This window comes from Novosphingobium album (ex Liu et al. 2023), assembly GCF_029076845.1.
Lineage (GTDB): Bacteria > Pseudomonadota > Alphaproteobacteria > Sphingomonadales > Sphingomonadaceae > Novosphingobium.
Map to the genome: position 1 here is coordinate 1 of NZ_JARESE010000093.1, position 7,930 is coordinate 7,930.

The 7,930-nt window shown below is 55.7% G+C and carries 8 protein-coding genes; 6 read left to right on the plus strand and 2 right to left on the minus strand.

The genetic code is table 11. The features are described from left to right. Positions 1-40: 40 nt before the first annotated feature. Entirely contained in the window at positions 41-1,063 is a 1,023-nt protein-coding gene (locus PYV00_RS23325; RefSeq protein ID WP_275230738.1) for a DUF6119 family protein, read from the minus strand. Between the two features lie 368 nt (positions 1,064-1,431). On the opposite strand from PYV00_RS23325, the gene PYV00_RS23330 reads away from it, so the two are divergent. Together PYV00_RS23330 and PYV00_RS23335 are read left to right on the plus strand one after the other, a co-directional pair. Then, positions 1,432-2,085: a DUF6088 family protein gene (locus tag PYV00_RS23330; RefSeq protein ID WP_275230739.1), complete on the plus strand. Its 654-nt coding sequence runs from the start codon at positions 1,432-1,434 to the stop codon at positions 2,083-2,085. Beyond that, complete coding sequence (locus PYV00_RS23335; RefSeq protein ID WP_275230740.1) at positions 2,082-3,137, plus strand: nucleotidyl transferase AbiEii/AbiGii toxin family protein; 1,056 nt, start codon at positions 2,082-2,084, stop codon at positions 3,135-3,137. The genes PYV00_RS23330 and PYV00_RS23335 overlap by 4 nt, the downstream gene beginning before the upstream one ends. Before the next feature lie 159 nt (positions 3,138-3,296). Here the strand turns inward: PYV00_RS23335 and PYV00_RS23340 are convergent, their stop codons facing one another. After that, a complete protein-coding gene (locus PYV00_RS23340) occupies positions 3,297-3,902 on the minus strand; it encodes a hypothetical protein (protein ID WP_275230741.1) in 606 nt (201 codons plus the stop codon). Between the two features lie 193 nt (positions 3,903-4,095). Here PYV00_RS23340 and PYV00_RS23345 point away from each other — a divergent pair, with 193 nt between their 5' ends. The 4 genes from PYV00_RS23345 to PYV00_RS23360 are packed head-to-tail and all read left to right on the plus strand — an operon-like array spanning position 4,096 to position 7,751. Beyond that, positions 4,096-4,518: a response regulator gene (locus PYV00_RS23345; RefSeq protein WP_275230742.1), complete on the plus strand. Its 423-nt coding sequence runs from the start codon at positions 4,096-4,098 to the stop codon at positions 4,516-4,518. A gap of 14 nt (positions 4,519-4,532) precedes the next feature. Further along, a complete protein-coding gene (locus PYV00_RS23350) occupies positions 4,533-5,660 on the plus strand; it encodes a response regulator (RefSeq protein ID WP_275230743.1) in 1,128 nt (375 codons plus the stop codon). Further along, the gene (locus PYV00_RS23355) at positions 5,660-6,685 is read left to right on the plus strand and encodes a hypothetical protein (protein ID WP_275230744.1); all 1,026 of its coding nucleotides are present in this window, start codon (positions 5,660-5,662) and stop codon (positions 6,683-6,685) included. Before PYV00_RS23350 ends, PYV00_RS23355 begins: the two co-directional genes overlap by 1 nt. Positions 6,686-6,701: 16 nt before the next feature. After that, entirely contained in the window at positions 6,702-7,751 is a 1,050-nt protein-coding gene (locus PYV00_RS23360) for an ATP-binding protein (protein ID WP_275230745.1), read from the plus strand. Positions 7,752-7,930: the final 179 nt, after the last annotated feature.

Consider the following 7,930-nt stretch of genomic DNA (forward strand, 5'->3'; position numbering starts at 1 on the left):
CATGCCCCACCACCTGCGGCACCTCAATCTACACCGGAAATTACACCACGACCGCGGACGCTAACCCATCGAGTTCAGTCTCGAACACGAGACAATCGCGAATTTTCCATGACTCGCCTGGCACCTGCCCGGTTTCGTCGCATTCCTGAACCGAGTGGTTTACGAGATAGTTGTCTTGATAGGCTGCACCGTTCTTCGCCTTAAGCCCCGACAGATAGTGCGAGATTTCAAGGTCCGGGTAAATTTCATTAAGATTGAAACCGCGAAAACGAACCCACCCCGCTTTGTCGGGATCATAGATCGTGGGATAGGCCAGATGTATATCGTCGGTAGCTGGGGGATCGGCTGCAAGTGCCTGACTTAAAGCCTCGACAAGCTTAATCTCCAGTTTATCGATGAGCGCTTGGTCGCGGACATGCCGAATCTGATCGATCCAACTGAACTGCTGCTTATAGTCATCGGCACCGTAGAAGGTCAGTGCGCGGGAGCAGAGATCCGGTAGTTCATTAAGGCTGACCTTCCGGCGCAGCGACAGCGCATCGCCGCCGCTGACCTTCGTTGCGAATGACTTGTCCTTAGGCTCGCCCAACAGCCCGCGAACGATGTCCCGCTCGGGATCGATGTCAAAAGCGGTTTGTTCCGACCCCCGGCTTGTCTGAGATCGCCGACTAACCGTGTTGGCATCCGGCGTCCGCAGGTCGGCGCTTCGCAACTTGGTATGATCGACGGTGTTCAGAACGACTTTGAGGCCGAAATCCTGCTCGATCGCGGAAGGGTCAATCTTGCTGTGGCCGAGCCCGAAGGAGATGGCGAACCAGCGGTTATCGACGAAGATGAATATCAGTCCAAAGGCAAATCTCTGGAAGAGCTGGCTTTTATGATCGGCGGCCAATGCCGGAAAGTCTGCCCAACTTGGCGGATTGCCTCCGACCGATCCGGTTGCGATTTTGGCTCCCTCGAACTGGGGCCAATCGGCCAATTGCACGCCTTGCCGCACGGAGTCTTCAGGCTTCACGTCCGGCTTAAGTAGCCGGATCGACAGGTTCTGTGTTTTCTCAGCCATAGCCCTCCCCTCAGCTAGAGGTGGGACACTCCCTTCTTTTTCGCAAGGGTACAGTTACGCACCAAAGGCTTCATGCAGCATCGCGGGGAGAAGGGCGTCGATATCCGATTGTGTGGAGTGGTGGCCAGAAGAACTTGATCGCTGGGCGGCTAAGCGATTGATTTCGAAGTCAAATCATAGACTTGCGAACTCGCCAAGAGCATTAATAGCACGATCTGGATTCGTGGAAAAGGCTGGACGTGGACGGACAGGGCGGTTCGAGTCCTTCCGGCATCCGGTTGGCCGGGCCTCCGTCCGAAATACGCCTACAGATTTCGGACAAATTATGATTGCAATTTGTCCGAAAAACATATACAAATTTCGGACAAATGAGTGACTCACCAGACCTGAAGACCCGCATCCTCCAGCGGATCAGCGCCGGTACGCCACGAAGCGTATGGACGGCGGCGGACTTTCTCGACCTCGCGACGCGCGACGCTATCGACAAGGCCCTTCAGCGTCTCGTCGCTACCGGCACGCTCCGCAGGATCGACAGAGGCCTCTATGATAAGCCGGATTTCAACAGCCTCACCAAGGCGCCAAATCCCGCTGATCCCCGCCAGGTGGTCGAGGCGATCGCCCGCCGCGATCAGATACGCGTCCTGGTCGATGGCATGACTGCCGCCAACGACCTTGGCCTCACCAACGCGGTCCCCGCCAAGATCGTTGTCCACACCGATTCCCGACTCAAGCCGGTCCATCTCGGCAATCTCGAAATCAGCTTCCGGCCTACGGCCGCCAGCAAGCTCTTCTGGGCCGGTCGCCCAGCCATGCGGATCGTCCAGGCACTCCACTGGTTGCGCGACACTACGGTCGACGCCGAAGAGGACCGCTCTATCCGCCATCGCCTCCAGCAACTCCTCTGGCGCGAGCCGGATGGCGTGCGGCTGCGCAAGGATCTGCATGACGGCATGTCGACATTGCCGGCCTGGATGCAGGACTATCTGAGAACCATCCTCACCGCCGAGCCCAAAGCCGCATGAACCCAAATTATGATGCGATCCTCTCAGCGGATCAGGATACCCGCGCAGGTCTCTTTACCGCGACCGCACAGCGCCTCGGCACGACGCCGCAGAATGCCGAGAAGGACTTCTGGGTCTGCTGGACGCTCGATGCGCTCTTCAACGGACTTCCCGAAGGCCCAAGGCTGCTGTTCAAGGGCGGCACTTCGCTGTCCAAGGGTTTTGGCCTCATCCGCCGCTTCTCCGAGGACATCGACGTCACGGTCTTCCGCGACGACCTCGGCGAAGCCGCGAGCGTCGAGGAGTTGCAGGCACTGAGCCGCAAGAAGCGCGACGCCGCGCTCGATGCGATCAAGACGGCCTGCGAAGCCTATATCAATGGGCCGCTTCTGGAGCAGTTGTCCTCGATCGCCGCAGCGACCGCCGAGCGGACGGGACTGCCCGTCGACTGGCTCCGCATTACGCCGCATGATGGCGACAGCCAGACGCTGCTAGTCCTCTATCCGACCGCGACACCCGCCGATGGTTATATCGACAAGGCGGTGAAGATCGAGTCCGGCGCCAAATCCGCGCTCGATCCCAACGCGCTCCGTTCCATCCGTCCCTACGTTCACGACGACGCCCCCGACCTCGATCTGACCGTGCCGAACGTCACCATAGTCGATGCCGAGCGAACTTTCTGGGACAAGGTCGTCATTCTGCACGGGCTGCGCCGCTGGTTCGATATCCGCGGCGAACTGCGCGGCGGCGGCCACCGTGTGTCGCGCCATTATTATGATATCCACATGCTCCTGGCGTCCGACGTAGGCGAGAAGGCGCTGGCAAACCCTGCGCTCGGCGCCGATTGCGTCGCGCACGCACGCATGTTCTTCAACCGGCCGGACTTCGACCTGGCATCTGCGGTAGCCCCCAAGTTCGCGTTGTGCCCCGAAGGGGCGATGTATGACGACCTGCAGCGCGACTACGTAGCGATGAGCACGATGATTTTCGGCGCCGCACCCGATTTTGACGCCGTGATTGAAAATGTCGCGGCGCTGCAATCGAAACTGAATGAGGTGCCTTCGCAAGACTGAAGGCATCACCGGAAGGTGCGGCAGGAAGCGGGAACATCCTTCTTGCGGCGGCCTCCATAGTTCCAACTCCGCGTCTCAAGCGGACATCGGCATAGCGGTGTTGAGCGCGACACCATGTGGCAAATCCTCGGAAAGACTCCGAGACTGTTGGAAGATTTGTCACATAGCGGCCGGTTCGTTCGGCTGAGTGAGATCGGCTGAGAGCGGGCTTACCGAAGTTGAGTCTGGAGGCTGCGCAGCGCGCGATCGCCCCCAGTCGGACACGAGAAAAACCAGCGTCGCGCCAATAACTACGAGCCAAGAAACCACCGCAACAATCTGAAGGAAATCAAACGACCTAGCCAAAATCGGAGCAATTTGCAGTGTGGTCCAGCCAGGAAAAACAATGAGGACCGCGGCTGCTCGCAAAAACTTCTGCAAACGATAACGCCGGCCAATTCGGTGCTCTCGCTCCCAGACTTGCAGGAGGGAAGAGCCGTGCGCCGCAGCAAATTTGCCAATGCTGGAAACGTAAAAGTCATTTGAGGCATAGATAGAGAATATGACCGCTGATAGGATCGTCGCTGCGACACGTATGGAGTGCACCAGAGGCTCGTTGCTGCCAGCCTGCCCTTCAGCCGCATAGATCGCGATGATCGACGCGATGTGGACATATAACGTAGTATCGCGCAGAACGATTCGAGCCGTTTGTTCCGACTTCAGCGCGATCAGTTCGGCTTGCCCGCTCGCTGAAGCTTCTGAGGATTCTCGATCGTTGTCAGGCATGATCAACGTATCACTCTTGCGCCGAAAATCCTGGCTGGCATGCCAAGTTCAGGCGAGAATGAAGAGAGCAAGACCGTTCGTCAACAGCTCGCAGCAAAACGATGCTCCACCAGCAAGACATTACTTTACGTAGCGCCCAGCGTCCCTCATAGTCATGCCTTAGGTATTCACTTAGGCAGCAGGGGGCGTCGACGTGTTAGTGCTGATTGCAGACGACGACCCTGACTGGACCAACCTAGCCTCGACATGGGTCGAAGGCGAAGCCGACACGCGACACGTAACCACGCGGATGTTCGCCGAGCCTGATTTGATGCTTCAAGCCGTTACCGAAGGCTCTGAATCCGTTTCAAAAGCGGTGGTTTTCCTCGATCTCGAATTTTCAAACAAGGGTGTGAATGGAATCGACACCCTGCGGCGCCTCAAGAGTCATGAAGATGAGCGGGTGCGAAACGTGCCGGTCGTTATTTATTCGAGATCAGCATCTCCCGAAGAGATCGACGAATCCTATGCCAACCAAGCCAATTCATTCGTGAATAAAGGTAAGGGGAAGCGACAGAAGGAAATATTCTTGGATACAATACGGTTCTGGATGCAAACAGCTAAACTTCCCTCATAAAAGGGCACTTCAGCATGACCACCCCAACGGACGGAAAAGTTCAGGTTCTGGTGGTTGATGACGACAGCGATACTGAATTTATCTGCAAATCACTTAGTACGGATAGGCATCAGATTGAAGTAAGCGATCGCGCCGCCGATGGCCTGGAAAGGCTGAATCAAACTGATAGCTATGACATGGTCGTAGTGGATTATCGGCTAGATGAAGGAACGGCTATAGATTTCATAGCCAAAGCGAAACAAATTAGGCCAGACATCCCTTATCTCGTTTGGTCGGTAAGCTCTATCGATAACATTAAGAAGGAAATGCATAGCTTTGAGCTGACAGTGTTCGAGACCGGTATTGCTGGATTTCGTCAGAAGAGGGATGTACAGGCCAATCCCGGTCTAATGGCCACTTTTTTGGAAGAAGCGGCGACGTACTATCGACAACAGGTCTATAATCATCTCAAACCAGAACTGGTGAAAGCTTTTGGGCAGCTTGAAATTGCGTTAAATCACACCAGACAAGTCACGCGTTCAATCAACAGCATCACCTCAAGTAATAGCGATTTACTTACTGGACCGGTAGAATTTAGGCTTAATCACATCGAGGCTATCCTGCGGCAGTTACTCGGATATAGTTGGAAGGACGATCCTGAAGAGCGTTCTAAGGCCCGGTCGGCATTAGAGGAAATCATTTCTCAAAACACCCTCAATCCCGTTCCGACCGAAGTCCACGCATCGCTCGCGCAATTCGTTCGTCATTGGGATGGACGGCCGAATAATCGATCCGCAGTGCGCCTGAGCAAAGCCCTAACGAGTTGGTCTTCTACCGAGCCGCATCAGCGTGCTATCGCCTCACGAACTGCCGAATTGGTTGAGTTTTTGATATACTCTGGAGATCGTGAGCAGGCAAAAACGCTGTCTGCCGAGGTCTGGCAACACGCCAATGGTAACTGGTCGGAGGCAGCGAAGCTGAGCTGCGGCATTACTCATGGTTTTGCACTTGCGGCTGCCGGCTCGCCTTCATTGGCAGAGCATCTGATCGCGGGCATCCTTCTAGAAGCTGAAACGGTCTATCCGAAGCAGAGCTATGACGAGCTTGCCCGATCGGTCTTCGCCGAATTCGAGCATTTAGCTTCGGAAGCGAGAATCGGCTGATGTCGAGCCGGATATTTGACATCGCGGACGAGGCGTTGACTTCGATTCCCAAGGAAGTGGCAGCGCAAGCACGAGATCGGGCGAAGGGAGCAGCGCGCAGGATCAGAATTGGCATCATCACCGCCTTGCCACTGGAAGCGAATGCTATCGCGGCTGCCTTGGGCGGCGACGCGGTAGCGATGCCGATCGTGGCGCGCAAAACGCAAGTCAGCTATTTCATCCATACGTTCCGTTCCTCACTCGACGGCGGTGAGATTGAGGTGGTCGTCGCGCTTGCGAACCAGATGGGGAACAATGCTGCAGCTGTGACCGCAACGTCCTTGCTAATGGATTTTGAGAAGGTCGATGATCTTCTTGTCGTGGGTATCGCAGGCGGAGTTCCAGCGCCGACCATACCGCATCAGCATGCGCGTCTTGGCGACATTGTGGTTGGGCTGAGTGGTGTGATTCAATATGATTTCAAAAAGGTCGAAGTTGACAAGTCCGAGCTTAGAAAGGGGCCGCCGCCTCCCTCCGCTCTCCTGACCACGGCCATCAATCAAATACGACTGGAAGAGGAGCGCGGTCATCGCTCGTGGGAGCAATTCCTTGACCCAGATGTTGCCCGGCCTCGGCTAGACGTGTTGTACGATCCACTGGATCATTCGACGCCCGCGAAAAGACTGCGACACCCTAGGCAAAACAGCCGACGCAAGGGCTTGCCGATGGTTCACTACGGACTGATCGGGTCCGCCAACGTCTTGCTGAAAAACCCGATGCAACGGGACATTCTCGCAAAAGAACACAAGCTGATCGCCGTTGAGATGGAAGGAAGCGGTATCGCTGACGCGGCTTGGAATTTCGCCCGAGGCTATGTGATCGTTAGGGCTGTGTGCGACTACTGCGACATGCATAAGAACGACAGGTGGCAGCGCTACGCCGCGAACGCAGCAGCAGCATACGCGCGTGCGATAGTTGAGCGCGCACTCGCCCGAGAACCGATCTTGTTACCTGCCCGGTCCGAAAAAAGGATCGCCAAGTCATAATGAAAGTCAACTCTGCATGCCGAATGCTGTCACAAAGATTCAGGACATCATTCACGCCATCGCGGGACGCGCGATCAGGCATGATTTGAGAACTCCCCTCAATCACGTAGAAGCCTATTGTGGTCAGATACGCGACACGCTGCACCGCAGGCCCGAACTCATGCGAGATCGCCTCTCTCGACCGTCGGAAGTGGCCGCGAATACGATCGACATTCCAGCATTGGCTAGGGAGATAGACGACGCACTGACGGATCTTGAAACAACGTTGGAAAGCAGCGCCTATCAAACTGGCGCCGAGACCCAGGTGGTCCTGGAAAAGTTAATCGACGGCGAGTGCGCAGATTTGGAATTGAAGGCGGCGGCGCTCAAGGTGCTCCTTGAACCCGATCAGCAATGCTCAGAATATGCGATACGTGTTCTGAAAAACGCCAAGGCAGCGCGTAGTCGCCTACGGTCACTCAAGTCCTTCTTCAAAGCTGAGTACGCCCAACGGATTAGAAGCAAGATCGACTTGCGGGAGCAGGCCGATCGTGCCGCTCGCGACGTGTCCCCCAATAGTAGCACGTATGTGGGTGTATTCTCGTTCTCCGGACATGCACAGATTTACGGTTCAGAGGTTCTCATTCAGACCCTCTTTCAGAACATCTATGAAAATACGTTGCGATACGGAGCCAACACCCGCAACCTCCGCTCCCACACGAGCTTCACGCAAGGGCGTTTTGGTGATTTGAGCAGAGACATCGAAGGTATCTCCGAACATCCGGTCCAAAGCGGTCAATGGATCAGAACTGACCTGAAAAACAATGGACCACGCCTATCCGCGGTTGATCCCAATTCGGTCTTCCAACTGGGCAAAAGATTCGACGTTGAGGGCATCAACGACGACGAGGGGCAAGGCCTTGGGATGTCAATCTGTTTCGCTGTCGCGACGCTACACAGAGGATTCATTTGGGCACACTCGGGTGAGGCAGGTGCTCATTTCAGCGTGTTTTTACCCTGTCTCGTGGAAGATGGTTTCAACGACGCCCAGCTACTGGGCATAGCAAAGCGAATGAGGATCACTTGACGTGATGGGCATTTTCCTAAGTTGTGACCCTGTTTTCTCGAATTTCCTCACTCAAATGACAAAAGCCGGTGAGACGGCTGGCGCCAGATGCGCCTCGTTGTGCGTAAGACAGTTGGACACCCTGAAATACCTCTGGCTGTAAGGCTGGGTTTGTGATTCCATCGCGATGGAGCGATGGA

What these genes read in the sequence shown, in the direction of transcription:
- PYV00_RS23325 (WP_275230738.1), bottom strand. Translation starts at nt 1,063, where the DNA reads ATGGCTGAGAAAACACAGAACCTGTCGATCCGGCTACTTAAGCCGGAC.
- PYV00_RS23330 (WP_275230739.1), top strand. Translation starts at nt 1,432, where the DNA reads ATGAGTGACTCACCAGACCTGAAGACCCGCATCCTCCAGCGGATCAGC.
- PYV00_RS23335 (WP_275230740.1), top strand. Translation starts at nt 2,082, where the DNA reads ATGAACCCAAATTATGATGCGATCCTCTCAGCGGATCAGGATACCCGC.
- PYV00_RS23340 (WP_275230741.1), bottom strand. Translation starts at nt 3,902, where the DNA reads ATGCCTGACAACGATCGAGAATCCTCAGAAGCTTCAGCGAGCGGGCAA.
- PYV00_RS23350 (WP_275230743.1), top strand. Translation starts at nt 4,533, where the DNA reads ATGACCACCCCAACGGACGGAAAAGTTCAGGTTCTGGTGGTTGATGAC.
- PYV00_RS23355 (WP_275230744.1), top strand. Translation starts at nt 5,660, where the DNA reads ATGTCGAGCCGGATATTTGACATCGCGGACGAGGCGTTGACTTCGATT.
- PYV00_RS23360 (WP_275230745.1), top strand. Translation starts at nt 6,702, where the DNA reads ATGCCGAATGCTGTCACAAAGATTCAGGACATCATTCACGCCATCGCG.